Origin of the sequence: Thioalkalivibrio sp. ALE23, assembly GCF_000378545.1 — a bacterium.
Classification (GTDB): Bacteria; Pseudomonadota; Gammaproteobacteria; order Ectothiorhodospirales; family Ectothiorhodospiraceae; genus Thioalkalivibrio.
Genome location: NZ_KB900031.1, coordinates 170,331 through 195,071, shown reverse-complemented (window position 1 = coordinate 195,071; position 24,741 = coordinate 170,331). Strand labels below are relative to the sequence as shown.

Sequence of the window (24,741 nt, the reverse complement as noted above, 5' to 3'; positions counted from 1 at the left end):
GACTTCGCCATGTCCGATTCGTCCCTTCATGCGACACATTCCGCCGACCCCGGTTACGAGTGGCGCGTGGCCAGCGACCGCGAAGAACTGCGGGCAGCCCAGCGTCTGCGCTTCCGGATCGCGGCGGAGCATCGCGGTCGCTGTCTGCCGGCGCGTCTGGCCGGGCTGGATCGTGACCCGCTGGATGCCTGGGGCCACCATCTGCTGGTATTCGCTCGCGGCACGCGCGAACCGGTGGCCTGTGCCCGTCTGCTGGTGGAGGAGACCGTGGCTGCGGCTGGCGGCTCCCCGGGCCTCGAGGACTTCGATCTCGGCCCGCTGATGGCCCTGTCCGGGCGCGGTGCGGAGCTCGATCGCGTCCGTTTCCTGCCCGGGTTCGAGGAGCGTGAAGCGGCGGTCGCCGCGCTCTGGCGCGGGGTGACCCGTCTGCTGGAAAGCCTCGACTGCCGCTACCTGATCGCGCGCACGTCGCTGCCTCTGGATCGCCATACGCCGGCCAGCCTTGCCTGGTTGCGCAATTTCCGTCGCACCCCGTCGCGGTGCCGCGTGAGCCCGCGCAAGCCGCTCCCCAATGCCCTGACGATCTGGCACGGCATGCCGTCGGCGGAGGGCCTGCCGCCGCTGGCCCGGTCGTGGCTGGCGTTCGGGGCGAAGGTCGCCGGCGAGCCGTCGCATGACGTCAGCGGGGATGCGGCCAGCCTCCTGATGCTGCTGCGGCGCGCGGACATCCCGGCCCGCTTCCGCTCGGCGGAGCCGTGGCATTCCGGGGCTGGCAGCGACCCCGCCGGCCCGGGTCGTTTCGCCTCGGGGGAATGGTGATCATGGCGGCCAGCCCGCGCGTGGCCGTGGTGACCGAGACCTGGCCACCCGAGATCAATGGCGTGGCCCTGACCCTGCACCGCCTGGTGGAAGGGGTCCGCGAATGTGGCTGGCAGGCCGAGGTCGTGCGTCCCCGCCAGGCGGTGGACCGGGCGCGCGGTCCGCAGCCGGTGGCGGAGGAAGACGAATACCGGGTGCCGGGGCTGCCGCTCCCGGGCTATCCGGGCCTGCGCATGGGGTTGCCGGTGCGTCAGCGTCTGCTGCGACGCTGGTCACGCCTGCGGCCCGATGTCGTGCATGTGGCCACCGAGGGCCCGCTGGGGCACGCGGCAGTGAGCGCCGCCCGCCGCCTCGGCATCCCCGTCAGTTCGGCCTTTCACACCCGATTCGATGGCTACGCCCGGCATTACGGCATGCGCTGGGCCGAGCCTCTGGCGCTGGCGGTGCTGCGGCGCTTTCATAATCGTTGCCATGCCACCCAGGTCCCGACCCGGACCCTGGCCAGAGAACTGGATTCGTACGGCTTTCACGGTGTCCGGGTGCTGGCGCGGGGGGTGGATTCTGCGATGTTTCACCCCGGCCGGCGGTCATGGCCCCTGCGCCAGGAATGGGGTGGCGGCGTGGACGCGCCGGTGCTGATGAGCGTGGGCCGGCTGGCGCCGGAGAAGTCACCCGAAGACGTCATTCGCGCCTGGGAAGCGGTCCGCACCCGCCTCCCGAATGCGCGTCTGGTGATGGTCGGGGACGGACCGTCGCGTCCCGCCCTGGAGGCCCGCCACCCCGAGGTGATCTTTGCCGGCATGCGTACCGGCGAGGACCTGGCGGCCCATTACGCCAGCGCCGACCTGTTCGTGTTCGCCTCGCGATCCGAAACCTTCGGCAACGTGGTGATCGAGGCGATGGCCAGCGGTCTGCCGGTGCTGGCCTTTGACCGCGCCGCGGCGCGCGAACACCTGCGCGACGGCGAGAACGGTGCGCGGGTGCCGGTCACCGGTCATGCGGATCGGGACAGCGAGGCGTTCGCCGGAGTGGCACTGCGTCTGGCGGAAAAGCGTCGGCGTGACCGCCTGGCCTGGAAGGGCATGGGCGAGGCCGCCCGCCTGCGGGCCGAGGGACTGGACTGGTCCTGCATCGTGGCCCATTTCGCCGCCCAGCTGGAAGAACTCCTTGCGGAGGAGGGGCGGCATGCGTCTGCTGCAGCGGGTTGACCATCTCGACGGCCGTGTCGCTCGCCACTGCAACCGGTTCGCGCGGCATCCGCTCGTCAGTCGGTTCTTTGCCGTCGTCTCGCGACTGGGCAATGGCGGGGCCTGGTACGCGATCATGCTTGCACTGCCGGCGATCCACGGGATCTGGGCGTGGACGGTCAGCCTGCACATGATGGCCGTGGGTCTGGTGTCGATGCCGCTTTACCGGGTACTCAAGCAGGGGGCCGGCCGGCCGCGGCCTTACCGGCGCCACGACGACCTGCTGCCGGGGGTGCCTGCGCTGGACGAGTTCAGCTTTCCGTCCGGGCACACCATGCACGCCGTGGGTTTCACGGTCGTGCTGGTGGCCTGGCTGCCGGCCTGGGCCTGGCTGGTGGTGCCGTTCGCGCTGCTGGTGGCCATGTCGCGCCTGGTGCTGGCGCTGCACTACCCCAGCGACGTGGCGGTGGGGGCCCTGATCGGCGCATTGATCGCCGGTGCCAGCCTGGCGCTGGTTCCGTGGTTGCCCCTGCCGCTTCCGGTCTGAAGCGCACGGGCGAGCGCGCTGTCCAGCGACACCAGCAGGGCCGTCAGCGCCAGTGTCAGGCCGGCGCGTTCCAGGACCGGGGCCGCGGCCAGCGCAAGTCCCGGGTGGCCGCGCAAAACGAGTCGTTCCATCCAGTCGAGCCCGCCCCTGCCGCTTCCGCGACGGGATCCCGGGATCGGGTCCTTCCTGAACCGCTTCGATAACGCCTGCAGTCCACCGGTACGGCAGGTCTCGTTTACCATGAGCGGCGCGAACCGGGCGCACGCCATCCGGCCGTGGCCCCGCAACACAAGGGAAGGGCATGACAGGTACCGCAAGAGGGATATTCCGACTCGTCCGGATTCTGGGCCATCTGCTGGTCGGGGTCTGGGTCACCTGGCGGCTGCAGCGACAGGGCGCCGGCCCCGAGGCGCATTCGCAGGTGCGGCGCGCCTGGTATCGCAGGGCACTGCAGCTGGCGGGCGTGTACTGCGAGGTCGCGGGGGAACCACCCCGCGAGGCGTCGCTGGTGGTCGCCAATCATGTGTCCTGGCTGGATATCCCGTTGCTGGGCGCGGCGGTGGACCCCTGTTTCCTGTCCAAGGCCGAGATCGCCCGCTGGCCGATCATTGGTTGGCTGGCGCGACGCCACGGTACGCGCTTCATCCGTCGCGGCGGACACGAAGCATCGGCGCACGTGGAAGCGATGCGCGAAGGGCTGGACGCGGGGCGGCATTTCGTGGTGTTCCCCGAGGGCACGACGACCCGGGGACACGGGCTGCGCCGCTTTCATCCCCGGCTGTTCGCTGCGGTCACGGGGACCGCGCATCCGGTGCAGCCGGTGGCGCTGGATTACGAAAGCTACAGCGACGGTACGGTGCCGGTGGCTTTCGCCGGACATGATCGTCTGGTGCCCAACGTGTGGCGGCTGCTGTGCCGCCCGCGCACGCGGGTGAGCGTGCATGTGCTGGAGCCGCTGCAGGGGCATGATCGCCCGCGCCGCGAGCTCGCCGAGGCGGCGCGTTCGCAGATCGTGGAGGCGCTGGGCGTCCCCGCGGAGCCGGTCGACGATCCCCGCCCCGGGCGGGGCTGACGAGGGCCGTCCGGGGCTTCTCAGGTCCCCGGACAGGGGGTCTGTTCCACCGGCGCGGTCTGCGGCGTGGCACCGTCCAGGCGTGCCAGGCTCATCGCATTCCCCCAGACGCAGCCGCTGTCCAGCGCCAGCCAGTCGGGGCCGCGGCGGTGACCCAGCGCGGCCCAGTGGCCGAACACCACCGGGGTGCCGCGGCTGCGGCGTGCGGGGTGTTCGAACCACGGGACCAGCGTCGCCGGGGCTTCTTCCGGCGGGCCGTTGCTGGCGAATTCCAGCGCGCCGCCGGGACCGCCGCCGACCATGCGCATGCGGGTGAAGCCGTTGATCGCGAAGCGCAGGCGATCGTAGCCCTGAAGGGCCGGATCCCATTGCGCCGGCGTGTCGCCGTACATCACCTCCAGCAGGGCACGACGCCGGCGCGGTTCGCCCAGTTCGGCCTCTACTCGCCGCGCCTCGGCGGCGGCGGTGTCGGTGTCCCATACCGGCGGGATGCCGGCGTGGACCAGCGTCCAGTCGTTGTCGGGGTCGCGATGCAGCAGCGGCTGGCTGGCCACCCATTCCAGCAGCTCCGCGGCATCCGGGGCGTCCAGCACCTCGCGCAGGGTGTCGCGCCGGCCGGGTTCGCGCAGGCCCTCGCTGGCAGCCAGCAGATGCAGGTCGTGGTTGCCGAGCACGGTGGTCGCGGCCGCGCCCAGCGAGCGCACCCGCCGCAGGCAGCCGGCCGAGTCCGGCCCGCGGTTGACCAGGTCCCCGACCAGCCACAGGCGATCGCGGGACGGGTCGAAGCGTACGCGTTCCAGCAGGCGCTCCAGCGGATCCAGGCAGCCCTGCAGGTCGCCGACGGCGTACAGTGCCACGCGGGCCTCAGTGCAGCGTGCGGGGAACGGACAGGGTGAACGGCGGGATGGTGGCCTCGAAGGTGTGCCCCTTCTCGTCGCGCATCTCGTAGCTGCCTTCCATCATGCCCACCGGGGTCTCGATCACCGTGCCGCTGGTGTACTCGAAGGAGTCGCCCGGGGCGATATGGGGCTGCTCGCCGACCACGCCCTCGCCGCGCACTTCCTGGGTCTGGTCGCGCCCGTCGCGGATGATCCAGTGGCGGTTGAGCAGCTGCACGCTGCGCTCGCCGGCGTTGCGGATCACCACGTGGTAGGCGAAGACGTAGCGGTCCTCTTCGGGTTCCGACTGGTCTTCGACATAGGCGCTGGAGACCTCGATCTCGACGGGATTTTCCTGCTGCATGGTCATGGGGCGGATGCTCCGTGGGGGCCGGCCCGGGAAGCGGCGACCGCGGCTCCCAGCAGGCCCGGTTCGGGATGAATGATCAGTTCCACCGGCAGGCGTTCCAGCAGGTCTTCCATCGGCGGGCGTGCTCGGAAGGCCTCGCGGAAGGCCGGGGCGAGAAAATGGTCGGTCCAGCGCGGGGCGATGCCGCCGCCGATGAAGACGCCGCCGCGCGGCAGCGCGGTCAGCGCCATGTCGGCCAGCTGCCCGGCGTACAGGGTAACGAAGCGGCGCACCACTTGCAGCGCGGCCGCGTGGCCGGTGTCGGCCAGCGCGCTGATGGCGGCGGCGGGCTCCGCCGCGGCCAGCGCGCGCCCCAGTTCGGGGTCGTCGCGGCGCTGCAGCTCGAAGCGGCCGATGCGCGCGATGCCGCGGCCGCTGAGCAGGTGTTCGCGGGTGCACCGGCCGGCCTCGGCGGTGACGAAGGCCGCCAGTTCGGTCTCGTCGGCGTCGGTCGGGGAAAAACGCGCGTGGCCGCCTTCGCCCGGATGGATCGCCGGCGGGGCATCTGTGCCCGCGGGCGGGGTGACCAGGCAGGTGCCCAGCCCGGTGCCGGCCCCGGTGACCAGCCGCGGTCCCGCGGGATCCGCCTCGCCGTCCTGCAGGATCAGGCGGTCTTCCGGGGTCAGGGCCTCGAGACAGGCGCCCACCGCGGCGAAATCGTTGAGCAGGGCGACCGGCACGCCGGCCACCGCGGCCAGTTCGGCGGTCGCGAGTTCGGGCCAGCGCAGGTTGGTGACCCGGGCGCGCCCGGCGTGCACCGGCCCGGCGACGGCCATGCCCGCGCCGCTGAAGCTCATCCCGGACTGTTCCGGGCGCGCCAGCCAGTCCTCGAGGATTGCACCCAGGCCGGCGTACTCGCGGCTCGCATAGCGGGTGGTCGCGTGCAGTTGCCACGTACCCCGGGCGTATTCGGCCTGCGCCAGGCGGGTGTGGGTCCCGCCGACATCGGCGACGATCAGCTGCATGCGGTCCCTGCCAGTCATGTGCCCATGGTAACGCGAGCGGGGCGTGGAGGGAGAAAAACGGACCCGGCGCGGGGCCGTGCCCCTGCCCGGGTCACTCCGCGCCGGCGGATTCGGGGGTCCGCCGGGCGAGGGCGTCGAAACCGGCGACGTCGACGGTCTCCGGACGCTGGCCCGGGTCCAGGCCGGCGGCCTCGATATCGGCCGCCTCCAGCAGGCCGGCAAGCCCGCGGCGCAGGGTCTTGCGCCGATTGGAGAACGCGCGGTTGACCAGTGCGGCGAAGGCGGGCAGCCGCGCAGCGGGCACCCGCGGCTCGGCATCCGGGACGATGCGCACCACGGCCGAATGCACCTTCGGCGGCGGGTGAAACGCCCCCGGCGGGACTCCCAGCAGTTCGGTGGCGCGGGCGCGCGCGGCGACCATCACGCTCAGGCGGCCGTAGCGCTTGCTGCCCGGCCCGGCGGTGATGCGTTCCACTACCTCGCGCTGCAGCAGGAAATGCATGTCGCGGATGTGCTCGCTCTGCGCCAGCAGGTGGAACAGCAGCGGGGTGGAGATGTTGTAGGGGAGGTTGCCCACCACGCGCCAGCCGGCGGGCGGGGTTTCGCCGAGCGCGGCCAGGTCCAGTTCCAGGGCGTCGCCGGTGTGCAGGGTCAGGCGTTCGGGCGGGAAGTGACTGCGCAGCGCTGCGGCCAGATCACGGTCGATCTCCACCGCGTCCAGTTTCTGCAGGCGGTCCAGCAGCGGGGCCGTCAGGGCGCCGCGCCCCGGGCCGATCTCCAGCATGCGATCGTCCGGCTGCGGGTCGATGGCCCGCACGATGCGATCGAGGATGCCGGGGTCATGGAGGAAATTCTGGCCGAAGCGGCGGCGGACCGGGCCCGGTCCCTCGTCGGCTGCGGCCGGGCGCCGGGTGCGTCGGGTCATGTCGCGGTCCCCGCCGGGGGTGCCCCGCGGTGGCCCGCGAGACGGGCGGCCAGGTTCTCCGCCGCGGCCAGACTGCCGACCTCGGCGCGTCCGCTGCCGGCCAGATCCAGCGCGGTGCCGTGATCCACCGAGGTGCGCACGAAGGGGAGGCCCAGGGTGACGTTTACCGCCTCGCCGAAGCCGGCGTGCTTGAGCACCGGCAGGCCCTGGTCGTGGTACATGGCGAGCACCGCGTCGACCCGGGCGAGGGCACGCGGGGTGAAGGCGGTGTCGGCCGGCAGCGGCCCGGTCAGGTGCATGCCGCGTTCGCGCAGGCGGGCGAGCACCGGTTCGATCACGAGCTCTTCCTCGCGTCCCAGCACGCCGCCCTCGCCGGCGTGCGGGTTGAGCCCGAGCACGGCGATGCGCGGCCGCGCCAGGCCGAAGTCGCGGCGGAGGTCGTGATCCAGGATGTGCAGGGTCCGTTCCAGCACCGGCGGGGTAATCGCGTCGGGGACCTCGCGCAGGGGCAGGTGAGTGGTCACCAGGGCAACGCGCAGATCACCGGCGACCAGCATCATCACCGGTCGGCCGGAGCCGGCGCGCTCGGCCAGCCATTCGGTGTGGCCGGTGAAATCGTGGCCGGCCCGATGGATCACCCCCTTGTGGACCGGGGCGGTCACCATGGCGTCGAAGTGCCCGTCGAGGCAGCCGTCGGCGGCCGCGGCCAGCAGGTTGAGCACGTGCCCGGCATTGGCCGGTTCCAGGGCCCCGGGGGTCACCGGTGCTTCCACCGGGACCTCCAGCAGCTCCAGGGTGCCGGCAGGTGTAGGTTTGCGCGGTGCATCGGGGTCGTGCGCGCGCAGGGTGAGGGCGATGCGCAGATCGCGTGCGCGGCGTTCGAGGACACCCGCATCGCCGATCGCGACGCGCTGGGCCGGACCGGCGTGGCGCGCCAGCATGGCCAGCAGGTCGGGTCCGATTCCGGCGGGTTCGCCGGCGGTCAGCGCCATACGCGGGACCGGTTCTCCGGCCATCGGCTCAGGGCTCGAGGCCGTCGACGCGGTATTCGACATAGGCGCCCTCGCGCAGGCGGCGCAGCCACAGCTCCATCTCGTCCTGGCGCTTGCGGTTCTGCAGGACTTCGCGGGCGCGGGCGCGGATCTGCTCGCGGGTGGTGTCGACTTCGCGGCGGTCCAGCACCTCGATGATGTGCCAGCCGAACTCGCTCTGCACCGGCTCGCTGATCTCGCCCGGCTCGAGCCGGTTCATGGCCTGTTCGAAGCCGGGCACCAGCTCCCCGGGACTGATCCAGCCCAGACGGCCGCCCTGCGCGGCGGACCCCGGGTCGTCGGAGTTGCCGCGGGCGAGATCGCCGAAGTCCTCGCCCTCCTGCAGGCGGTTGTACAGGGCGCGGATCTGGCGCTCGGCCTCTTCCTCGCTGCGGACCTCGTCGGGACTCTTGAGGATGTGACGGACTTCGGTCTGTTCGACCAGGGTCTGGTCACCGCCCTCGCGGTCCTCGAGGCGGATGATGTGGAAGCCCTGCGGTGAGCGCAGGACGTCGCTGACCGCGCCGGTACGCATCAGGATGGCCTCGCGGGCCAGCACCGTGGACAGCTCGCCGGGGCTGCGCCAGCCCAGGTCGCCGCCCTGCAGGGCCTGCGGTCCGTCGGATGCTTCCATCGCCACCCGGGCGAATTCCTCGCCTTCACGCACCCGGGAGCGCAGCTCCGCGGCCTTTTCCCGCGCCTCGCGGATCTCGTCGCTGCTCGCGCCCTGCGGCACCGCGACGAGGATGTGCGAGAGGCGGTAGCGCACGTCGCGGTCGATGGCGCCGCTTTCCGAGGCGATGAGGTCTTCGATCTCCTGATCGGAAACCCGGACCCGGTTGTCGACCTGGCGGCTGCGCAGCTGGTTGATGGTCAGCTCGGTGCGGATCTGTTCACGAAACGCCTCGAAGTCCACGCCGTCCTGCATCAGGGCGCGGCGCAGCTGGGGCAGTGTCATGCGGTTCTCGCGCGCGATCTGCTCCATGGTTCGGTTCAGTGTCATCTCGTCGATGCTGATGCCGATCCTGCGGGCTTCCTGCAGCTGCACGCGTTCGGTAACCAGCTGTTCCATGACCTGGCGGGCGAGGGCATCCTGGCCGGGCGGACGCTGCCCCTGTTCGGCCATCTGCTGAGCCACCAGGTTCATGCGTTCCACCAGCTCGCGCTGGGTGATCACGTCTTCCTCGACGATCGCGAGGATGCGGTCGGTGAACTGGTCTTCCTCCGGCGGAGTGATCGCCGGGGCGGGCGCGCCGGCATCGGTGGCGGCACCCGGGGTGACCGGGGCCTGTACCCCCGTTTCGGCGCCGGGGCCCGCTCCGGTGCCCGTACCTTCGGGCATGGAGAGCGGGTCGTGCTGGGCCTGGGCCAGCGGCGCCAGGGCCAGGGCAAGCCCGGCCAGGAGCAGGGGGCGGGCAAGCATGCCCGCGCGGCGACCGGCGCTTTTAGCGGTCGGGGTGCGCATCATATCCGGCAATACCTTCGCTCAGGAGGCTGTCGACTCCGCCGTCGAAACGGGCCAGTCCGTCCAGCGTGATCTGGAAATGGATCGAGTTGTCGTAGCGCTGGTCGGAATCCAGCGAACGCCGGGCGACCACGCGCAAACCATAGCAGCAACTACGATACTGGAGACCGGCCAGAAGTTCGAGGTCGCGTTCACTGCGCAGGCTGTAGTTCCAGCGTCCGACCAGGTCCACGCGGTCGCCGGCCGGCCACAGTACGGACACGTCGGTCTGTTCCAGCTGATCGGCCCGCTGGCGGTAGCCGAGGTTGATGCGCCGGCGCTCATCCGGGCTCCAGGACACGCCGAGCGCGGCCAGCGAGGTGTCCTCGTGCTCGCGGTTGTAGAGCACCGAGCCGCGGCCGTCCCAGGCGTCGCCGACACGCAGGCGCCCCTCCACGGCGAGGTCCGAATGGCGGTCCTCCAGTGCCGGCGCGGAGGGGCTGCGGCGTACGCGGCGGTCGCGGAAATAGCGGATCTCGCCGACCGACAGCCGCGCGCGTTCCTGTCCGGTGGTCGTATCGAGGAGGCGGCTGGTCAGGGCGGCGGTGAGCTGGTGGGTGTCGCCCACGCGGTCGGCGCCGGTAAAGCGCTGCAGGCTGAACAGGTTGTCGAAGCTGAACTCGCGCTCGCCGGTGTCGAACACCGGGATGTCGTCCTGGTCGCGGTAGGGCACGTAGCCGTAGAACAGCCGGGGCTCCAGGGTCTGCAGCCGTTCGCCGTCGGCCAGGTCGCGTTCGAAGATCAGGCCGCTGTCCACCGCGGCGTGCGGTACGGTGCGGCGGATGGACTCGGGGCCGGGTTCGCCGCGGCGGTCCAGCTCGTAGGCGGTGTAGCGAACGCCGGCGCGGGGTTCGACAAAGATCCCGCCGGTGCCGAAACGCCAGGCCAGTTCCGGGGCGAGGTCGAAACGCAGGCCGGTGGGACGGTCCGAGGCGCGTTCCTGACGGGCGAAACGCACCAGTTCGGCGTCCAGGTCCCAGGTGACTCCGCCGCCGGCCCATTGTCCCGCGTATTCGCCGGCTTCCAGGGTGATCTGCGGGAGGCGCTGGTAGGGCTCGCGCCGGTCGGCCAGCTCGGTGTCGACGATCTGATAGTCCTCGACCCGGGTGCGCAGGCGGTAGCGCGGTTGACTCCAGGTCAGGTCGGCCCGGCGACGCAGGTCGCGCACCGAGCTCGAATAGCGGTCGGCGGAGCCGAAATCGCGGAAATATTCACTGTCGGAGACGTCCGCGGCATCGATGTCCAGGCGCAGGCCCGGGGTGATGCGGGTGCGGTGCTGCCAGGCCACAAATTGGCGATCCTCGCCGGTCTCGCGATCGTCCGGCAGGTAGCGAAAATCGACCTGTCCTTCGTGGGCAGGCTGCAGGTAGCGGAATTCGGTGCTCAGCTTGATCCCGCGGTCGGCCATGATGCGCGGTGTGAACGTGGCGTCGTAATTGGGCGCGATGTTCCAGTACCACGGCAGGGACAGATCCGCGCCGGTGCGTCCGCCGGTGCCGAAGCTGGGCAGCAGGAAGCCGGACTTGCGCCGGTCGTCCAGGGGGAAATCGATATACGGGGTGTAGGCCACGGGTACGTTGCGCACGCGCAGCACGGCGTGGCGGGCGACCCCGCGTCCGCTTTCCTGGTCGAGGTCGAGGCGTGCGGCGTCCAGGCGCCAGGAGTCGCGGTTGACCGGGCAGGTGGTGTACTGCGCCCGTTCGAAGCGGTGCCGGTCGGGGTCGAGCTGCGTGCCGGCCCCGGCCTGTCCGCGTGCGGGCACCGAGCGCACCATGTAGTCGATGCGGCTCAGCTCCCCGGTATCTTCGTCGAGCTGGAAGCGGCCGTCTTCGCCTTGCAGCAGCAGGTCGCCGTCGAACAGCCGGACCGCTCCCTCGGTCCGTGCCAGCCCCCGGGCGCGGTCGTAGTCGAGGACCTCGGCGTCCAGCCGTTGACGGTCTGCGTACAGCTGGACATCGCCCTCGGCGCGCACCTGGTCGCCCTCGCGACGTACATGATCCGCCTCGATCTCGCGCACGTCGGGCGGCAGTTCGCGCAGGGCGGGCCAGACGGCGTCGGGCGCGAATTCGCAGCCGGCGGGACGATCCCCGCCGAAGGCCGTCTCCGCGCCGGCCGCCGGGGCGGTGGCGGCCAGCACGAGGCACACCGCCGCGGCACGCGCCGGCCGCATCGCGGATCAGTCCAGCAGGCCGCGGATCTCGTCGAAGATCCGTTCCATGTCGCGGGTGCCGTCGACGTGCTTGAGCAGACCGCGGGTGTCGTAATACTCGATCAGCGGCTGCGTCTGTTCCTCGTACACCTGCAGGCGGCTGACCACCGTCTCCTCGGTGTCGTCCGCGCGGTGGACCAGGTTGCCGCCGCACTGGTCGCAGATGCCTTCCTTCTGTGGCGGAAAGGTGTGGGTGTTGAACACCGCGCCGCAGCTTTCGCAGGAGACCCGGCCGGTCAGGCGCTGCTTCAGTTCCTCGAACGGTACGTCGATCTGGACCGCGCGGTCCAGCGGACGCTCGATGTCGGCCAGCATGCTGTCCAGGGCCTCGGCCTGGGCGCAGTTGCGCGGGAAGCCGTCGAGGATGAAGCCCTTTTCCGCGTCCGGTTCCTGCAGCCGGTCACGGATCAGACCGAGCACCAGGTCGTCGGGAACCAGCTGGCCGGCATCCATGGCACTCTTCGCCTTCAGGCCCAGTTCGGTCTCTGCGGCGACGGCCGCGCGCAGCAGGTCGCCGGTGGAGATCTGGGGGATGCCGAAGTGACTGACCATCTTCTTGGCCTGGGTACCCTTGCCGGATCCGGGGGCGCCCATCAGGACGATTCGCATAATTGACTCCTGCCGTGTGCCGTTCGCGCCCGCATCGGCGCCGGCACGTGGATTGGGTATCGAAAAACGCACGCGGACTTATACCGACTGGTCGGGGGCCTCGCAAGCCGGCCGGGATCGTTCACCTGTCGCGCAGTCCCGTTATAATGCCGCGCCAACCAATCAAGCGGGAAGAGACGATGGATCTGAATCAGATTGAAGCCGGGAAGGATCTGCCCGATGACATGAACGTGGTCATCGAGATCCCCGCGCACGGTCAGCCGGTCAAGTACGAAGTGGACAAGGACAGCGGGGCGCTGGTGGTCGACCGTTTCATGACGGTCGCCATGTTCTACCCCTGCAACTACGGGTTCGTGCCGCAGACCCTGTCGGAAGACGGCGATCCGGTGGACGTGCTGGTGATCACGCCGGTGCCGCTGATGCCGGGCTCGGTGGTGCGCGCGCGGCCGGTGGGCGTGCTGCAGATGTCCGACGAGGCCGGGCAGGATGCGAAGATCCTCGCGGTGCCGGTCACCAAGCTGCATCCGGGGTACGAGAGCGTGAAGGGCCCGGAAGACGTGTCGCAGGACCTGCTCGACAGCATCAAGCACTTCTTCGAGCACTACAAGGAGCTCGAAGCCGGCAAGTGGGTCAAGGTGGAAGGCTGGGCGGACGCCGAGGCCGCCAGGACGGAGATCCTTGCCAGCTACAAGCGTTTCCAGAAGAGCAAGATCTGAAGCCTTTCGCGCAGCCATGGGCGTGCCGTGCGGGCCCCGGGGGAGCCGGTCTCCCGGGCGCGTCGCTGCGCGTGCCCGTCCGCGACCCGATGGAGCGGTCCTGATGGCCGCGGGCGGGCGGCCCCATGGATGAGCGCGACGCCTATGGACAGGAACAGCACGATCACCGGCGTTTTGTCGCGCGGGTGGTGCTGTCCCTGGTGCTGCTGGCGGCGGTGCTGGGCCTGATCGGCTGGCACACCGCCAGTCTCCAGGTGGGTGCGCACGAGCACTACACCACGCTTTCCGAGAACAACCGGCTGCGCATCGAGCCCATCGCCCCCAGCCGGGGCGTGATCCGGGATCGCAACGGCGTGCTGCTGGCCGGCAACCGGGCTTCCTATCAGCTCGAGGTCACGGTGGAACAGGCCGACGACCTTGACCGGCTGCTGGAGCGGCTCGAGGACTTCGTGGAGCTCTCCGATGCCGACCTCGAGCGTTTCCGCCGCGGGGTGGAGCAGCGGCGCCCGTTTCAGCCGGTGTTGCTGAAGGCGGGGCTGGACGACGAGACCGTCGCACATCTGGCCGTTTCCCGGCATGAGCTCCCCGGGGTCGAGATCGAAGCGCGTCCGATGCGCTATTACCCGGCCGGCGAGGCGTTCACGCATGTGGTGGGCTACGTGGGCCGGATCACGCGCGAGGACCTGCAGCGCGTGGACCAGCGTGCCTATGCCGGGGTATCCCACATTGGCAAGACCGGGATCGAGCAGCATTACGAGGAGCTGCTGCACGGCCGCCCGGGCCACCGCCAGGTGGAGGTGAACGCTCAGGGCCGGACGATCCGCGAGCTGGAGGTCAGCCCGCCGACGGCCGGGACCGACATCCATCTGACCCTGGACTACAACCTGCAGCTGGCAGCCCGCCGCGCACTGGGGGACCAGCGCGGGGCGATCGTGGCCATCGAGCCCGCCAGCGGAGACGTCCTGGCCATGGTCAGTGCCCCGGGATTCGATGCCGAGCCGTTCGTGAAGGGGCAGTCGCAGGAAGAGTTCTCGGCACTGCGCGACCATCCGGGGCGGCCGCTGTTCAACCGGGTGCTGCATGGCCAGTATCCGCCGGGGTCCACCATCAAGCCGATCGTGGCCCTGGCCGGCCTGCACGAGGAGGCGACCACCGCCGACCGCGAGATGTTCGCCCGCGGCTACTACCAGATTCCCGGGCACGAACGCCGCTATCGTGACTGGCGCCGGGAGGGCCATGGACTGGTCGACATGTCGCGCGCGATTGCGGTGTCGTCGGACGTGTATTTCTATGATCTCGCTCACGACATGGGGATCGACCGGATTACGCCGATGCTGGAAGCCTTCGGTATCGGCAAGCCCACCGGCATCGATCTCAGCGGCGAACGCACCGGCATCCGGCCGGGACGCGACTGGAAACGTGCCACCCACGGCACCGTCTGGTATCCCGGCGAGACCCTGATCACGGCCATCGGGCAGGGCTACATGCTCAGCACCCCGCTGCAGATGGCCGACTTCACCACCACGCTGGCGAATCGGGGCGAGCGCGTGCGCCCGCGCCTGCTGCGGGCGATGGGGGATGGCCGGGAACGGGAAATCGGCGAGACCCTGCTGCCCGATTACCGCCAGCCTGTGGCGCTGGACGAAGCCCACTGGGACGTGATCCACGAATCCCTCGTCGAGGCGGTGCACGAACCGCATGGCACCGCTTGGGGCAGTGTCGGGAGCACCCGTCCGGAGTACACCATCGCCGGCAAGACCGGGACCTCGCAGGTCTTCAGCCTGGGCGAGGACGAGGAGTACGACGAGGACGAGCTGGCCCGGCATCTCTGGGATCACGCCCTGTTCACCGGCTATGCCCCGGCGGATGACCCGCAGATCGCGGTTGCGGTGCTGGTGGAGCACGGCGGCAGTGGTGGCCGCGTAGCGGCGCCCAAGGCGCGCGAGGTCATGGATGCCTGGCTGCTGGGCGGTGGCGGCATGAGGCTGCCCGTCGAGGAGGCCGGGGAATGATCAGCGTGACCGGACGTGAGCTCTCCGCCGGCCAGTGGGCCCTGCGCAGCCTGCGGATGGATGGCACGCTGCTGATCCTGCTGTCGCTGCTGCTGATGCTCGGTCTGGTGGTGCTGTTCAGCGCGACCGGCGAGAGTCTGGTCGCGCTGGAGAACCAGGTGTTGCGGATCGGTTTCGGGGTCGCGGCGATGCTGGTGATCGCGCAGATCCCGGTGCGTGTACTGCGGGTCATGGCCCCCTGGCTTTTCGTCGCCGGCCTGGTGCTGCTGGTCGCGGTGCTGTTCTTCGGCGAGATCGGCAAGGGGGCCCGGCGCTGGCTGGACATGGGGCTGGTGCGTTTCCAGCCTTCGGAGATCATGAAACTGGCCGTGCCGATGATGACCGCGTGGTACCTGTCGCTGCGCCAGGGTGCGCCGCGGGCGCGCGATCTGGCCGTTGTGCTGCCGATCATCCTGGTGCCGGTGTGGCTGATCATGGAACAGCCCGATCTGGGCACCGCGATGCTGGTGGGCGTGGCCGGGTTGCTGGTGGTCTTCCTCGCCGGGCTGTCCTGGCGCTGGTTCACCGGGCTCGGGGCCCTGGTGGCCGCGGCGGCGCCGGTGCTCTGGCTGCAGATGCATGACTACCAGCGCCAGCGCGTGCTGACGCTGTTCAATCCCGAGTCCGATCCCCTGGGGACCGGTTATCACATCATCCAGTCGCAGATCGCCATCGGCTCGGGCGGGTTCTACGGCAAGGGCTGGCTCAACGGGACCCAGTCGCAGCTGGACTTCCTGCCGGAACGGTCGACCGATTTCATCTTCGCGGTGTATGCCGAGGAATTCGGCTTCATGGGGGTGGTGCTGCTGCTGGCGCTGTATTTCGCCATCGTCGCGCGCGGGCTGTGGCTGGCATCCCTGGCGCAGGACCGCTTCGCCCGTCTGCTGGGTGGCAGCATCAGCCTGACCTTTGCGGTGTACATGGTGGTCAATATCGGCATGGTGACCGGGCTGCTGCCGGTGGTGGGAGTTCCGTTGCCTCTTGTGAGCTATGGCGGAACTTCGCTGGTGACGCTCATGGTGGCCTTCGGTATTCTCATGAGCATTGCCTCCGAAAAACGCCTGGTGAATCGATGAACCCCGTAAATCCGTGTCGCTTCGCGACGACTGTTGCCGTCTCCTGCCTGTTTCTGGCCGCCACCGCCACGGCGTCCAACTCCGAATACCGGGCGGGCGAGACGCCCTATCTCGAACGCGAGGAGGTGCAGGAATTCATCGACGAACGGGCGGAGGCGGGATTCGATCGCGAATGGCTGGAAGAACTGTTCGAGGAGGCGCAGCCGCGCCAGGACATCATCGACAGCATCTCCAGCCCCGCCGAAGCCCTGCCGTGGAAGGACTACCGGCCGATCTTCGTGAACGAACGCCGGGTGCGGCGCGGGCGCGAGTTCATGGAAGAGCAGGCCGAGTGGCTGGAACGCGCCGAGGAACGCTTCGGTGTCGAGCCGGAAATGATCACCGCGATCATCGGCATCGAGACCGATTACGGACGCAACACCGGCAGCACCCGCGTGCTGGATGCGCTGGTGACCCTCGGGTTCGACTACCCGCCACGGGCGGCATTCTTCCGCAGCGAGCTGGGCCATCTGCTGGAGCTGGCGGAGGAGGAGGATCTGGAGATCCTTGATCTGCATGGCTCCTACGCCGGAGCGATGGGTTACGGCCAGTTCATCTCCTCCAGCTACCGTCATTACGCGGTGGATTTCGATGACTCCGGGCGGCGCGATCTGCTGAATTCCTGGCCCGACGCGATCGGCAGCGTGGCGAACTACTTCGCCGAGCATGACTGGCGCTGGGGGCAGCCGGTGGTGGCCCGCGCCGAGGTCGACGACCATCCGGAAGAACTGGTCGAGCAGGGCTATACCGCGCGCTTCGACCTGGACGAACTGGCCGAGCACGGCGTGCGTCCGGCCGAAGGCGAAACGGTCGACCCGGACGGTGATTATTCGCTGGTGTATCTGGAGGCCGACGAGGGCGATGTCTATTATCTGGGGTATCCGAATTTCTACGTGATCACGCGATACAACCGGAGTCCGCTGTATGCGATGGCCGCCCATGAGCTGGCGCAGGTGCTGTACGACTGACGGGCGTGCGATCGGCGGGGCCGCCCTGCCGGTTGCGCTGCTGGCCGGTATGATCCTTGCCGGTTGCTCGGGTACGCCCGAGCGCGACCGCCCGCTGGGGGACGCCGCCCATGACAGCTATCCCGATCCCGACGAAGTACCGCGGGATCTGGCACTCCTGCCGGATGCCGAACCCACCGACGAGCCGCCCAGTCGTTACGGCAATCCGGCCGAGTACGAGGTGTTCGGTCAGCGCTACGTGACACTGTCTTCTTCCGAAGGTTTCGAGGAGGAGGGGATGGCGTCATGGTACGGAACGAAGTTTCACGGCCGCCGGACCTCCAGTGGCGAGCCCTATGACATGTACGCCATGACCGCGGCGCACAAGAAGCTGCCGCTGCCCAGCTTCGTCGAGGTGACCCATCTGGAGAACGGGAAGCAGGTGGTGGTCCGGGTGAACGACCGCGGCCCGTTCGTGGATGACCGCATCATCGATCTGTCCTATGCCGCGGCCCATCGTCTGGGCATGACCGACGCGGGCGTGGCGCCGGTGCGTATCCGCGCGGTCGGCCCCGGGGACGTGAACGGCGAGGTGCGTACGGCCGAACGCGATCGCAAGGGTGCCGACACCCTCGCGGAGCCGGAGCCGCTGGCGGCGGACGCGAACGACCCGGACGCAACGCGGGAGATGGCCGGGACGGTCGACGGCGACGGGGCGTACAACGGTGACCCGGTGTCCGGACAGCCGGTGTCCGGACAGGGGGACAGCCAGGAGCCCGCGCGCTATATCCAGGTGGGCGCCTTCGGTGAACGGATGACGGCCGAGCGCCTGCGCGAAAGCCTGCGGGCGGACGGATTCCGGGTGGCCGAACTCGGTCGCGTGGAGACCGCCGGCGGCGAGGAGCTGCACCGCGTGCGGGTGGGCCCGCTGCACGGCGAGGACAACGTGCGCGATACGGCCCGTCGGCTGGAGGCGGTGGCGCCCGGGGATTTCCGTATCGTGACCGATTGAGAACCCGGACGGCGTGCCGGTCTGGTATCTTTGCACCCTTCGGTGTCCGGCCGCCGTGTGCGCCCGCAAGCCCCCGGTCCTCATCCATGGAGACTCCTTCGGTTCATGAAGTCATTACTTCGCAATTCCCTGATCACCGTCAGTTTTCTGCTGTTCCTGCCCGTGGCGGCCAGCGCCGTGGAACTGGAACTGCCACGCGCCGGAACCGGACCTTCGGCGCCCGGCAGCATCCCTTCTCCGCCATCGGACATCACCGCGGCCAGCTATGTGCTGAAGGACTTCGAATCGGGTGTGGCGCTGGCAGAGCGCGATCCGTCCGCGCGGCGCGAGCCGGCGAGCCTGACCAAGCTGATGACGGCCTACGTGGTGTTCGGCGAGATCCGGGACGGCCGACTGTCACTGGAGGAAGAAGTCACCATCAGCGAGCGGGCCTGGCGTACCGGGATGGAGGGCGCTTCGCGGATGTTCATCGAGGTCGGCGAGGAAGTCCGGGTCGAGGATCTGCTGCGCGGCATGATCATCCAGTCCGGTAACGACGCCTCCACCGCGCTGGCGGAGCGCGTGGCCGGCTCGCAGGGTGCCTTCGTGGACATGATGAACAACCAGGCCCGGCGCCTGGGCATGCAGGATTCCTACTTTGCCAACCCCCACGGGTTGCCGGAAGAGGAGTCGCAGTACACCACGGCGGCCGACATGGCAACCCTGGCGCGGGCCCTGATCCGGGAATTCCCGGATCTGTACAACCTGTATTCCGAGCGCTCGTTCGAATACGCCGGCATCGAACAGAACAACCGCAACCTCCTGCTTTGGCGCGATGCCGGTTTCGACGGCCTGAAGACCGGCTGGACCTCGGCGGCGGGCTACAACCTGGTGTCCTCCGCCGAACGCAACGATCGTCGCCTGGTGGCGGTGGTGATGGGCATCGACGCCCCCGACCATTCGACCGGAGGCACGCGCCGCGCGAACGAATCCCAGGCACTGGTGAACTGGGGCATGCGCTTTACCGAAACCCGGCGCTTGTTCGGTGCCGGCGAGGCCCTGGGCATGCCGCGGGTCTACAAGGGGAGCGAACAGGAGGCACCGGTCGGCCTGGCGGAGGATTTCTGGGTGGTGATTCCGCCCGGCGAGGGGGATGACCTGTCGGCTTCCATGGAGATCGACCATCCGCTGGAAGCGCCGCTGCGCGAAGGGGCCCGGGTCGGGCGTGTGATTGCGACCCTCGACGGCGAAGCCGTCCACGAACAGCCCCTGGTCGTGCTGCAGGAGATCGAGACCGGTGGGTTCATCCGCCGTGGCTGGGACAGCGCGGCGTTGTGGGTGCAGTCGGTGTGGCCGTTCTGAGGCGGACATGAGCATTGCCCTGTTCAATGGCGAATTCCTGCCGCTGGAGGAAGTACGGATCTCCCCGCTGGATCGCGGCTTCCTGTTCGGCGATTCGGTGTATGAGGTCATTCCCAGTTACGCGGGCCGGTTCTTCCTGCTGGACGCGCATCTGGACCGTCTCGCGCGGTCGCTGGCGGCCATTCGTCTGCCGAACCCCTTCGGCCGCGAACAATGGGAACGTCATCTGGGCGATCTGCTCCGCCACAACGGCGCGGAACCGGCGGACGGGTCGACGCCGCCGGATCTGGGACTCTATCTGCAGGTGACCCGCGGGGTGGCCCCGCGGGATCACGCCTTCCCGGATGTCTCCGAACCCACGGTACTGGGGATGGTCAGCCCCATCCGTCCGCTGGGCCCGGCGGTGCGCGAGGCGGGCGTGAGCGCGGTGACCCGCACCGACGAGCGCTGGGGTCGCTGCGACATCAAGGCCACCACCCTGCTGGCCAACGTGCTCGCGCGTCAGGAGGCCGTGGAATCCGACGCGGTGGAGGCGCTGCTGTTGCGCAATGGTCGGCTGACCGAGGGAGCCGCCAGCAACGCGTTCGTGGTGCGCGACGGGACGCTGGTGACACCGCCACTGGACAGCGGGATGCTGGCAGGGGTGACCCGCGATTTCGTGCTCGGGCTCGCCCGGGGCGAGGGTGTGCCCGTGGAGGAGCGGGGCGTGACCGCCGCGGAACTGCGGGCGGCCGACGAGGTCTGGCTCAGCAGTTCCACCCGCGAATTGCTGCCGGTGACCCGTATCGACGGCGAGCCGGTGGGCACCGGCCGGCCGGGCCCCCTGTGGACGCGGTTGCATGCCGCTTACCAGGCCGCCAAGCCCGGTGCCGTGCGTCGACAGTCGGAGGCCATGAACCATGAGTGACGAAGAAGAACGCGAGACCCTGATCGAATTCCCCTGCCGCTTCCCGATCAAGATCATGGGGGACTCTCACCCCGAATTGATGGAAGCGGTGGAATCCTGCGTGAACGACCACGTGGACGAGCCCGGGGATGCGGTGATCCAGCAGCGGGCATCCAGTGGCGGGCGCTTTGTCGGGATTACGGTGACCATCACCGCCACCAGTCAGCTGCAGCTGGACAACCTCTACCGGGCCCTGGGGCAGTGCAACCGGGTACGGATGATCCTCTGAATACGCTGCGGGTTCACCGTCTGGGCGAACGGCCCTACCTGCCGGTGTGGCGGGCGATGCGCCTGCATGCGGCGGAGCGCGGGCCGCACACGCCCGATCAGCTGTGGTGTGTGCAGCACCCGCCGGTCTATACCCAGGGGCGCAACGGTCGTGCCGAACACCTGCTCGATCCCGGCGCGGTGCCGGTGATCGCGATCGACCGCGGCGGCCAGGTGACCTGGCACGGGCCGGGGCAGCTGGTGGTGTATACCCTGCTGGATCTGCGGCGCAGCGGGCTGGGGGTGCGGGCGCTGGTGGAGCGCCTGGAACAGGCAGTGATCAATGCCCTGGGAGAATGGGGCATCGTCGCGGGCCGCCGCGAGGGCGCGCCCGGGGTCTACACGGGCGATGCGAAGATCGCTGCACTGGGCCTGCGCGTGCGCCACGGGATCAGCATCCACGGGCTGGCGCTCAACGTGGATCCGGCCCTGTCGGCCTTTGGCCGTATTCATCCCTGTGGTTATGCCGGACTGGCGACGACTTCGGTGGCCGCGGAAGGGGGACCCGCGAACCCCGAGCGGGTGCGGCGCGTGCTCCTGCGGGCGCTGGCCGTGCAGCTGGCCACCGGGGGGCAGGAAACGCCGTCGGCCTGCGAGGAGGTGCCGACGCTGCCGCCGGAACTGCTGCGCTGCCTGGCGCGGCCGCAGGCCCCGGCGGCCTGAACGCCCCGCCGGGTGGGCGGCGACTGAGCGGCGCGTTCAGACGGCTTCGGTCTCTCCGGCGACGCCCTGTGCCTGCAGGTCCGCGTGGTAGGAGGAGCGCACCATCGGGCCGCTCGCGACCTGGCGGAAGCCCATCTCGCGGGCGCGTTCGCCCAGCTCGTCGAACTCCTCCGGTGTGAGGAAGCGGGTGACCGGCAGGTGGTGGCGCGAGGGCTGCAGGTACTGCCCGAGGGTCAGCATGTCGCAGCCATGGTCGCGCAGGTCCTGCAGGACCTGCAGCAGTTCCTCGCGTTCCTCGCCCAGACCCAGCATCAGCCCGGACTTGGTGGGGACGCCCGGATGCTGCTCCCGGAAACGCCGAAGCAGGTCCAGCGACCACTGGTAATCGGCGCCCGGGCGCGCCTCGCGGTACAGCCGCGGCACGGTCTCGAGGTTGTGGTTGAAGACGTCCGGCGGGGCCTGACGCATGATCTCCAGCGCCCGGTCCATGCGCCCGCGGAAGTCGGGCACCAGGACCTCGATCTTCGTGTTCGGGGTGCGTTCGCGGATCTCGCGGATGCAGTCGACGAAATGCCCGGCGCCGCCGTCGCGCAGGTCGTCGCGGTCCACCGAGGTGATGACGACGTATTTCAGGCCGAGGGCCTCGATGGTCTCGGCCAGGTGCCGGGGTTCCTCGGGGTCCAGGGGCTCCGGACGGCCGTGGGCCACGTCGCAGAACGGGCAGCGCCGGGTGCAGACCTCGCCCATGATCATGAACGTGGCCGTGCCGTGGTTGAAGCACTCGCCGAGGTTGGGGCAGCTGGCCTCTTCGCACACGGTGACCAGCTTCTGCTCGCGCAGGATGCCCTTGATACGCTGGACCTCGGGGCGCGCCTGGCTCTGCGCGCGGATCCACGAGGGCTTGCGCTGCGGTTTCGTGGTCGGATTGATCTTCACCGGGATTCGCGAGACCTTGTCGGCGGCTCGCTGTTTCTCCCCGGGTTGCGGGCGATTCGTTGCGGTCATGGTTCGGTTCCTGCCGGTTGACGCCTCAGGCGAGTTCCTGCATAAGGGCTTCGATCTTCGGCCGTGCTTTCTCCACCGCGGCCAGTTCGCCGTTTTCATCCAGCGTGAAGCCGAGCCGCCGGATGGCCTGGAGGTTTTCCAGCGGGATGGCCCGGGCGCGCTCCACCTCGGAGGCGTCGCGCAGACAGGCATTGCGCGCGATGCGCACGATGTCGGTCAGGGGCGCGGCATCGGGCTGTTCCGGCCCGCCGGAGTCACGGATGGCTGCGATGATATCGGAGGCGAGCCCCCATTGCTGGGCAACCAGTTCGCCGGTCATGGATTCCAGGCGCTGAATGACGTGTTCCACCTCGACGGCATCCGGCCGCTCTTCGCGCGAGGCGATCTCGCCGAGGATCGGCAGGGCGCCGACCCGGTGCAGCAGGCCGGCGAGCAGGGCACGCTGACGATCGGCTGCACCGGATTCATCCGCCAGTACGAAGGCGATGGCGGAGATGCGCGTGGACTGACGCCACAGTTGCTCCATCAGGGTCCGGTGCGGGCTCTGCCGGTCGATGAACACCTGCTGGGCGGCCAGTGCGAGCACCAGCTGGCGTGTGCGTTCGAGGCCCAGACGCGCGATCGCATCGCCGAGGCGCGTGATCTCGCGCCGTGAACCCATGGCCGGGCTGTTCGCGACCGAAAGCAGGCGGGCCGCGGTGCTGGGGTCGCGTTCGACGATCTCGGTGACCCGGCGGAACTCGATATCGGGGTCGTCGATGGCCTCCTGCAGGTGCAGGGCCACGTCCGGAAGCTGCGGCAGGGCCAGTTCGCCGGTCTGGGCCTTGTGGAAAAGGGTGGCCAGCAGTTCGCCTTCCTGCGCCGTGAGGTCGACTTCACCGACCTCCATGGCGTCGCCGACGCAATTGAGCTGGGTTTCGTAGACGTTGCGGTCGAAGCGGACCAGCGTGCTTGGGCGGGCGGCAACGGCGTGGGTACGGTAGTCGTGGGGGGCGAACAGGGGCTCCAGCGCGGCCGGTTCGTCATCCTCTACGGTGTGCGCCTTGTCGCCATGCGCCAGGACCATGCGGCCCTTCAACAGGAACAGCAGGTGGCGGTATTCCTCGCGCGCATACACCTTCTGCCCGGGCTTGAGTTCGACCATCCGGGCATGGCGGATCAGTTCGCGGCGGCCGCTTTCGCCGAGGTCGGCGAACGGCTTCAGCCGCGGGACGACGGGGTCGAGGGTCAGGGCTTCATGCATTGAACAGGAGCTTCAGTTCGTTCAGGTCGTCGTTGCGTTCCTCGAGGAACGGGATGGGGTCGCCCGGCGCGGGCGGGTCGATGCCCAGCACCTCGAACGCCGCGACCTCGCGGGCATCCGGGTGGGGCTTGCCGCTGTAATGCAGGGCGGCCCATTCGGCCACGATGCCGACGCTGGCGTAGTCCGGCTGTTCGGCGCGGTAGGACCAGTCGTACGCGTGTTCGGCCACTGCCACCAGGTCCTGGCCCAGATCCCAGTAGTTGATGACCAGGACCCCGGCGAGGTTGCGCAGGCGCTCGATCAGCATTCCGAGGCGCTCGGCGCCCGGGTTCTCCTCGCGCATCTCGGCGAACTGGATGATGGGCACCGCGCCGATCCCGGCCACCAGTCCGCCCAGCAGGGCCCGCTCCCGGTCGAGCAGGCGCAGCGAGTCGGCGATCAGGTAGGCGAACGCGGAGTTCAGCACGCCTTCGCTCCACACCTCGGCCATGGCCTCGCGGGTGGCCGCGTGCTTCGCCTTGAAGGTCTGGCGCAGGGCCATGTTCATCGCCAGCATGCGGGTGTTGCGAAAGCCCAGACGGGTGACCGCTTCACGCACCGACTGGATCTGCTGGGCGCCGCGGAACAGCGGACTGTTGGTGGCGTGCAGCAGGGCGCCGGCAATGGTGCCGTCTCGCTGGATGACCTCGGTGAGGTCGTCCATGCTGGCTTCGGGGTCGTTGGTCAGTTCCTGGATGCGCAGCGCGACCTCCGGCATGGTCGGCAGCTCCAGGCGATTGCTGGTGATCAGATCGTAGAGTTCGCTGAAAAACGCGCCCTCGGTGTCGTCCAGCTCGGTGTCGCTGACCACCACGGAAGATGAATACGCCCTTTCCAGGGCGGCCTTGGGCAGCGCGAGGATGCGGCAGGGCTGTTCGGTGAGGACGAAGTCCTGATGCCCGGGGCTGCCCTCGAACAGTTCGACCGGGACGTCGCCATCCTCGCCATCGAGGCGGATGCGCTCGGGGGTACCGCCGACCACGCGCACCAGCTGGCCGCTCAGCAGGAACAGGTGGTGTTCGCTGGCCGCATCGGGTCGCAGGCGCTTGCCGGCGGCTTCATCGAGGATTTCGCACTGGGCGGCGACTTCGTCACGGGCGCTTTGCGACAGTCCGGAGGCCGGGTCCAGTTGCTCGAGCAGCGGGCTGATCGTCGGGGTGTCCATGGGCAGGCCTGAAATCCGTGCGGTTTCCGAACAAATCCGGAGTGTACCATCGTTTTTTACGTCTGCCGTGAGATGA

Annotated in this window: 24 protein-coding genes; 13 read left to right on the top strand and 11 right to left on the bottom strand. The window is 69.4% G+C overall.

The genetic code is table 11. The annotated features are described in order from the left end of the window. Window positions 1-9: 9 nt before the first annotated feature. The 4 genes from F573_RS0100940 to F573_RS0100925 all read left to right on the top strand — a co-directional run bounded on the left by F573_RS0100940 (window position 10) and on the right by F573_RS0100925 (window position 3,625). Entirely contained in the window at window positions 10-819 is an 810-nt protein-coding gene (locus F573_RS0100940; RefSeq protein WP_019021115.1) for a GNAT family N-acetyltransferase, read from the top strand. Then, window positions 813-2,027 carry a glycosyltransferase family 1 protein gene (locus F573_RS0100935; RefSeq protein WP_018870883.1) on the top strand — a complete coding sequence of 405 codons (1,215 nt, stop codon included), beginning with the start codon at window positions 813-815 and terminating at the stop codon, window positions 2,025-2,027. Before F573_RS0100940 ends, F573_RS0100935 begins: the two co-directional genes overlap by 7 nt. Continuing rightward, the gene (locus F573_RS0100930) at window positions 2,005-2,553 is read left to right on the top strand and encodes a phosphatase PAP2 family protein (RefSeq protein WP_018870884.1); all 549 of its coding nucleotides are present in this window, start codon (window positions 2,005-2,007) and stop codon (window positions 2,551-2,553) included. Before F573_RS0100935 ends, F573_RS0100930 begins: the two co-directional genes overlap by 23 nt. Window positions 2,554-2,854: 301 nt before the next feature. Next, window positions 2,855-3,625, top strand: a complete 771-nt coding sequence (locus F573_RS0100925; RefSeq protein ID WP_018870885.1) for a 1-acyl-sn-glycerol-3-phosphate acyltransferase — start codon at window positions 2,855-2,857, stop codon at window positions 3,623-3,625. A 20-nt stretch (window positions 3,626-3,645) separates the two neighbouring features. Here the strand turns inward: F573_RS0100925 and F573_RS0100920 are convergent, their stop codons facing one another. From F573_RS0100920 to F573_RS0100885, 8 genes are all read right to left on the bottom strand, one after another. Then, on the bottom strand, window positions 3,646-4,482 hold the full coding sequence (locus F573_RS0100920) for a symmetrical bis(5'-nucleosyl)-tetraphosphatase (RefSeq protein WP_018870886.1): 837 nt from the start codon (window positions 4,480-4,482) through the stop codon (window positions 3,646-3,648). 7 nt (window positions 4,483-4,489) lie between these two features. Then, complete coding sequence (gene apaG, locus F573_RS0100915; protein WP_018870887.1) at window positions 4,490-4,873, bottom strand: Co2+/Mg2+ efflux protein ApaG; 384 nt, start codon at window positions 4,871-4,873, stop codon at window positions 4,490-4,492. Next, complete coding sequence (locus F573_RS0100910; protein WP_019021114.1) at window positions 4,870-5,877, bottom strand: glucokinase; 1,008 nt, start codon at window positions 5,875-5,877, stop codon at window positions 4,870-4,872. The genes apaG and F573_RS0100910 overlap by 4 nt, the downstream gene beginning before the upstream one ends. Window positions 5,878-5,968: 91 nt before the next feature. Further along, complete coding sequence (gene rsmA / locus F573_RS0100905) at window positions 5,969-6,802, bottom strand: 16S rRNA (adenine(1518)-N(6)/adenine(1519)-N(6))-dimethyltransferase RsmA (protein WP_019021113.1); 834 nt, start codon at window positions 6,800-6,802, stop codon at window positions 5,969-5,971. Next, complete coding sequence (gene pdxA, locus F573_RS0100900) at window positions 6,799-7,857, bottom strand: 4-hydroxythreonine-4-phosphate dehydrogenase PdxA (protein WP_051075344.1); 1,059 nt, start codon at window positions 7,855-7,857, stop codon at window positions 6,799-6,801. The genes rsmA and pdxA overlap by 4 nt, the downstream gene beginning before the upstream one ends. Next, window positions 7,823-9,256, bottom strand: a complete 1,434-nt coding sequence (locus F573_RS0100895; protein ID WP_369773200.1) for a peptidylprolyl isomerase — start codon at window positions 9,254-9,256, stop codon at window positions 7,823-7,825. Before F573_RS0100895 ends, pdxA begins: the two co-directional genes overlap by 35 nt. A 22-nt stretch (window positions 9,257-9,278) precedes the next feature. Beyond that, window positions 9,279-11,507 (bottom strand): LPS-assembly protein LptD, encoded by a 2,229-nt coding sequence (locus F573_RS0100890; protein ID WP_019021110.1) that lies wholly within the window; start codon window positions 11,505-11,507, stop codon window positions 9,279-9,281. Between the two features lie 6 nt (window positions 11,508-11,513). Next, the gene (locus F573_RS0100885; RefSeq protein ID WP_019021109.1) at window positions 11,514-12,155 is read right to left on the bottom strand and encodes an adenylate kinase; all 642 of its coding nucleotides are present in this window, start codon (window positions 12,153-12,155) and stop codon (window positions 11,514-11,516) included. 179 nt (window positions 12,156-12,334) lie between these two features. Here F573_RS0100885 and ppa point away from each other — a divergent pair, with 179 nt between their 5' ends. The 9 genes from ppa (at window position 12,335) to lipB (ending at window position 21,213) form a co-directional block, all read left to right on the top strand. Beyond that, complete coding sequence (gene ppa / locus F573_RS0100880; protein ID WP_019021108.1) at window positions 12,335-12,871, top strand: inorganic diphosphatase; 537 nt, start codon at window positions 12,335-12,337, stop codon at window positions 12,869-12,871. A gap of 125 nt (window positions 12,872-12,996) precedes the next feature. Continuing rightward, entirely contained in the window at window positions 12,997-14,883 is a 1,887-nt protein-coding gene (gene mrdA, locus F573_RS0100875) for a penicillin-binding protein 2 (protein WP_019021107.1), read from the top strand. Further along, window positions 14,880-15,998 (top strand): rod shape-determining protein RodA, encoded by a 1,119-nt coding sequence (gene rodA, locus F573_RS0100870; RefSeq protein ID WP_019021106.1) that lies wholly within the window; start codon window positions 14,880-14,882, stop codon window positions 15,996-15,998. Before mrdA ends, rodA begins: the two co-directional genes overlap by 4 nt. Continuing rightward, window positions 15,995-17,005: a lytic murein transglycosylase B gene (gene mltB, locus F573_RS0100865; RefSeq protein WP_019021105.1), complete on the top strand. Its 1,011-nt coding sequence runs from the start codon at window positions 15,995-15,997 to the stop codon at window positions 17,003-17,005. Before rodA ends, mltB begins: the two co-directional genes overlap by 4 nt. After that, entirely contained in the window at window positions 16,977-17,996 is a 1,020-nt protein-coding gene (locus F573_RS0100860) for a septal ring lytic transglycosylase RlpA family protein (RefSeq protein WP_019021104.1), read from the top strand. Before mltB ends, F573_RS0100860 begins: the two co-directional genes overlap by 29 nt. 105 nt (window positions 17,997-18,101) lie before the next feature. Further along, window positions 18,102-19,337 carry a D-alanyl-D-alanine carboxypeptidase family protein gene (locus F573_RS0100855; protein WP_019021103.1) on the top strand — a complete coding sequence of 412 codons (1,236 nt, stop codon included), beginning with the start codon at window positions 18,102-18,104 and terminating at the stop codon, window positions 19,335-19,337. 7 nt (window positions 19,338-19,344) lie between these two features. Further along, window positions 19,345-20,244 (top strand): D-amino acid aminotransferase, encoded by a 900-nt coding sequence (locus F573_RS0100850; protein ID WP_019021102.1) that lies wholly within the window; start codon window positions 19,345-19,347, stop codon window positions 20,242-20,244. Beyond that, the gene (locus F573_RS0100845) at window positions 20,237-20,512 is read left to right on the top strand and encodes a YbeD family protein (protein ID WP_018870901.1); all 276 of its coding nucleotides are present in this window, start codon (window positions 20,237-20,239) and stop codon (window positions 20,510-20,512) included. Before F573_RS0100850 ends, F573_RS0100845 begins: the two co-directional genes overlap by 8 nt. Next, window positions 20,509-21,213 (top strand): lipoyl(octanoyl) transferase LipB, encoded by a 705-nt coding sequence (lipB, locus tag F573_RS0100840; protein WP_196801791.1) that lies wholly within the window; start codon window positions 20,509-20,511, stop codon window positions 21,211-21,213. The genes F573_RS0100845 and lipB overlap by 4 nt, the downstream gene beginning before the upstream one ends. A 36-nt stretch (window positions 21,214-21,249) precedes the next feature. Here lipB and lipA read toward each other — a convergent pair whose 3' ends face one another. Genes lipA through F573_RS0100825 form a run of 3 tightly spaced genes read right to left on the bottom strand, consistent with a single transcriptional unit; the run spans window position 21,250 to window position 24,665 of the window. After that, the gene (gene lipA / locus F573_RS0100835; RefSeq protein ID WP_018870903.1) at window positions 21,250-22,218 is read right to left on the bottom strand and encodes a lipoyl synthase; all 969 of its coding nucleotides are present in this window, start codon (window positions 22,216-22,218) and stop codon (window positions 21,250-21,252) included. Between the two features lie 25 nt (window positions 22,219-22,243). Next, the gene (locus F573_RS0100830) at window positions 22,244-23,461 is read right to left on the bottom strand and encodes an HDOD domain-containing protein (protein ID WP_019021100.1); all 1,218 of its coding nucleotides are present in this window, start codon (window positions 23,459-23,461) and stop codon (window positions 22,244-22,246) included. Then, window positions 23,454-24,665 (bottom strand): HDOD domain-containing protein, encoded by a 1,212-nt coding sequence (locus tag F573_RS0100825; RefSeq protein WP_019021099.1) that lies wholly within the window; start codon window positions 24,663-24,665, stop codon window positions 23,454-23,456. The genes F573_RS0100830 and F573_RS0100825 overlap by 8 nt, the downstream gene beginning before the upstream one ends. Window positions 24,666-24,741: the final 76 nt, after the last annotated feature.

Excerpts from the sequence above, each read along its gene's own strand:
- F573_RS0100940 (WP_019021115.1), top strand. The coding sequence starts at position 10 with ATGTCCGATTCGTCCCTTCATGCGACACATTCCGCCGACCCCGGTTAC.
- F573_RS0100935 (WP_018870883.1), top strand. The coding sequence starts at position 813 with ATGGTGATCATGGCGGCCAGCCCGCGCGTGGCCGTGGTGACCGAGACC.
- F573_RS0100930 (WP_018870884.1), top strand. The coding sequence starts at position 2,005 with ATGCGTCTGCTGCAGCGGGTTGACCATCTCGACGGCCGTGTCGCTCGC.
- F573_RS0100925 (WP_018870885.1), top strand. The coding sequence starts at position 2,855 with ATGACAGGTACCGCAAGAGGGATATTCCGACTCGTCCGGATTCTGGGC.
- apaG (WP_018870887.1), bottom strand. The coding sequence starts at position 4,873 with ATGACCATGCAGCAGGAAAATCCCGTCGAGATCGAGGTCTCCAGCGCC.
- F573_RS0100910 (WP_019021114.1), bottom strand. The coding sequence starts at position 5,877 with ATGCAGCTGATCGTCGCCGATGTCGGCGGGACCCACACCCGCCTGGCG.
- rsmA (WP_019021113.1), bottom strand. The coding sequence starts at position 6,802 with ATGACCCGACGCACCCGGCGCCCGGCCGCAGCCGACGAGGGACCGGGC.
- pdxA (WP_051075344.1), bottom strand. The coding sequence starts at position 7,857 with ATGTCGAATACCGCGTCGACGGCCTCGAGCCCTGAGCCGATGGCCGGA.
- F573_RS0100895 (WP_369773200.1), bottom strand. The coding sequence starts at position 9,256 with ATGCTTGCCCGCCCCCTGCTCCTGGCCGGGCTTGCCCTGGCCCTGGCG.
- F573_RS0100890 (WP_019021110.1), bottom strand. The coding sequence starts at position 11,507 with ATGCGGCCGGCGCGTGCCGCGGCGGTGTGCCTCGTGCTGGCCGCCACC.
- F573_RS0100885 (WP_019021109.1), bottom strand. The coding sequence starts at position 12,155 with ATGCGAATCGTCCTGATGGGCGCCCCCGGATCCGGCAAGGGTACCCAG.
- ppa (WP_019021108.1), top strand. The coding sequence starts at position 12,335 with ATGGATCTGAATCAGATTGAAGCCGGGAAGGATCTGCCCGATGACATG.
- mrdA (WP_019021107.1), top strand. The coding sequence starts at position 12,997 with ATGGATGAGCGCGACGCCTATGGACAGGAACAGCACGATCACCGGCGT.
- rodA (WP_019021106.1), top strand. The coding sequence starts at position 14,880 with ATGATCAGCGTGACCGGACGTGAGCTCTCCGCCGGCCAGTGGGCCCTG.
- mltB (WP_019021105.1), top strand. The coding sequence starts at position 15,995 with ATGAACCCCGTAAATCCGTGTCGCTTCGCGACGACTGTTGCCGTCTCC.
- F573_RS0100860 (WP_019021104.1), top strand. The coding sequence starts at position 16,977 with ATGAGCTGGCGCAGGTGCTGTACGACTGACGGGCGTGCGATCGGCGGG.
- F573_RS0100855 (WP_019021103.1), top strand. The coding sequence starts at position 18,102 with ATGAAGTCATTACTTCGCAATTCCCTGATCACCGTCAGTTTTCTGCTG.
- F573_RS0100850 (WP_019021102.1), top strand. The coding sequence starts at position 19,345 with ATGAGCATTGCCCTGTTCAATGGCGAATTCCTGCCGCTGGAGGAAGTA.
- F573_RS0100845 (WP_018870901.1), top strand. The coding sequence starts at position 20,237 with ATGAGTGACGAAGAAGAACGCGAGACCCTGATCGAATTCCCCTGCCGC.
- lipA (WP_018870903.1), bottom strand. The coding sequence starts at position 22,218 with ATGACCGCAACGAATCGCCCGCAACCCGGGGAGAAACAGCGAGCCGCC.
- F573_RS0100830 (WP_019021100.1), bottom strand. The coding sequence starts at position 23,461 with ATGCATGAAGCCCTGACCCTCGACCCCGTCGTCCCGCGGCTGAAGCCG.
- F573_RS0100825 (WP_019021099.1), bottom strand. The coding sequence starts at position 24,665 with ATGGACACCCCGACGATCAGCCCGCTGCTCGAGCAACTGGACCCGGCC.